Source organism: Streptomyces caniscabiei (assembly GCF_014930365.1).
Lineage (GTDB): Bacteria > Actinomycetota > Actinomycetes > Streptomycetales > Streptomycetaceae > Streptomyces > Streptomyces caniscabiei.
On the sequence record NZ_JABXWI010000052.1, the window covers coordinates 1 to 1,994 of the forward strand.

The 1,994-nt window shown below is 67.6% G+C and carries 2 protein-coding genes; both read right to left on the reverse strand.

Going from position 1 to position 1,994, the window contains the following annotated elements:
- Positions 1 to 9 precede the first annotated feature (9 nt).
- Positions 10 to 624 (reverse strand): AAA family ATPase, encoded by a 615-nt coding sequence (locus tag HW837_RS47900; protein WP_193383060.1) that lies wholly within the window; start codon positions 622 to 624, stop codon positions 10 to 12.
- Positions 621 to 1,871, reverse strand: coding sequence for an IS256 family transposase (locus HW837_RS47905; protein ID WP_193383059.1), 1,251 nt, complete (start codon positions 1,869 to 1,871; stop codon positions 621 to 623). The genes HW837_RS47900 and HW837_RS47905 overlap by 4 nt, the downstream gene beginning before the upstream one ends.
- Positions 1,872 to 1,994 lie beyond the last annotated feature (123 nt).

Below are 1,994 nucleotides of genomic sequence, written 5' to 3' on the forward strand. Positions count from 1 at the left end.
GAGTAATTGTCAAGAGTTGTGGATCGAGTCGTTCGCGTAGGTGGTGCTGACGCTCGGGTTGAGGAGGTAGGCGCCCGTCGCGATGCCTTGCAGGATGCTGTCGGAGGTTGCCTCGGCGGTCAGGTTGGTGGAATCCAGGACGTGGGCCTCATAAAGGCCCAGGTTGCTGAACTGGCCGTGCAGTGAGCGAATCGGCTCGGGGTCGGTCAATGCGTCGTCGGCCCGGCTCGTTGCCCGTGCCAGTGTGGTGTGCTGGTCCGGCCGGAGGATGACGTAGCTCAGCGGCAGGGCCCGCTCCTGGGCGGTCACGCGGAAGAGGTCGATGAACCAGGGCCCGACGATGCCGTCGCAGATCACCTGGTAGCCGCCGTCGGCGTAGCCGAACGCTGCCGAGACCAGTACCTGCAGGACTACTTGGTTCTGTTGATGTGCTTCGGGCAGGTAGGGCGCGATCCAGCCCTGCTTGATATAGCGCCAGAAGTCGTCGCTGTGCAGGTGGACGCTGGGAGTCAGGTGATCGGCCAGCAACTGCGCCACGGTGCTCTTGCCGGCTCCGGGCGGCCCGGTCAGGACGATCACCTGACCGCGGTGAGGGGACGTCCGGGAGAGGGGCGGCGGGTTCATGCGGCCACCGTGCCACGTTCGATCAGCACACCGCTTTCGAATTTGGCTCCGGCGCGGACAAGGGGCACCAGGTGGGCGCCGGTGATCGCGCGCCAGCGGGCTTGAGCGGACTCGACGAGCTTGAACACCATGGCGAGTGCGGCGGCGGGGCTGCCGGCCCCGCGGGTGACCTTGGTGCGGAGCTTGACCGTGGAGAACGTCGACTCGATGGGGTTCGTGGTCCGCAGGTGGATCCAGTGCTCGGCAGGGAAGTCGTAGAACGCCAGCAGTTCCTCCCGGTCGTCAGTGATCTTCGCGACGGCCTTGGGCCATTTGGTGCCGTAGGTGCGGGCGAACGCATCAATCGCTTTCTCGGCGTGGGCGCGGTCCTCAGCGTTGTAGATCTCCTGCATCGCCTTCGTCGCGCCCGGCTGTGCGGACTTCGGCAGGCAGTTCGTGACATTGCGGGCCTTGTGAACCCAGCACCGCTGATGGCGGGCGGCGGGGAAGACCTCGGCCAGTGCCTTCCATAGGCCCATCGCGCCGTCGCCGACCACCAGCTCCGGGTCGCGCATGCCGCGTCTGCGGCAGTCTCGCAGCAGGTCCGCCCACGACTCGGTCGACTCGCGCAGGCCCTCGGCCAATGCGATCAGTTCCTTTGTGCCGTCCAGGCGGACGCCGAGCAGGACCAGCACGCACGAGTGCGCCTGCCCGAGCCGGACCTTCGGGTGGACCCCGTCGGCCCACACGTAGACGAAGTCGCGGTCTGATAGGTCCCGGTCCTGGAAGGCGGCATGGTCATCGCCCCACTGTCGCGTCAGCCGGGTCACCGTCGCCGGCGACAGACCGGCGGTCGAGCCGAGGAATTGCTCCAGTGCGGGCACGAAGTCTCCGGACGACAGTCCGTGCAGGTAGAGCAGCGGCAGCACCTCGGAGATCTTCGGGGACTTGCGGCACCACGGCGGCAGGATCTTGGAGGAGAACCGCTTGCGCTCGCCGGTGGCCTCGCCTGTGCGGCGGTCGTTCACCCGCGGTGCCCGCACCTCGACCGGGCCGGCGGCAGTGACGACGGTCCTGGGCCGGTGGTGGCCGTTGCGGACCACCAGCCGTCGGCCCACCTCGTCGGTCTCGGCAGCCAACTCGGCTATGTACTGGTTGACTTCCGCCTCCAGTGCCGCGGCGAGTATCCGCCGGGCGCCCTCACGGACGATCTCGTCGATCAGGGAGCCGGACTGGGTGGAGCCATCCTCGGTGACTACGCTGAGCACGGGCGTGCCTTCCCGACCCGCGCTGCGAACGCGGGCCTACTCGGTGACCATCACAGGATCATTCGGGAAGGTACGCCTTCCGCGTTCCGCCCGGGGCTGATCCACAGGTCTTGAGCATTGCTC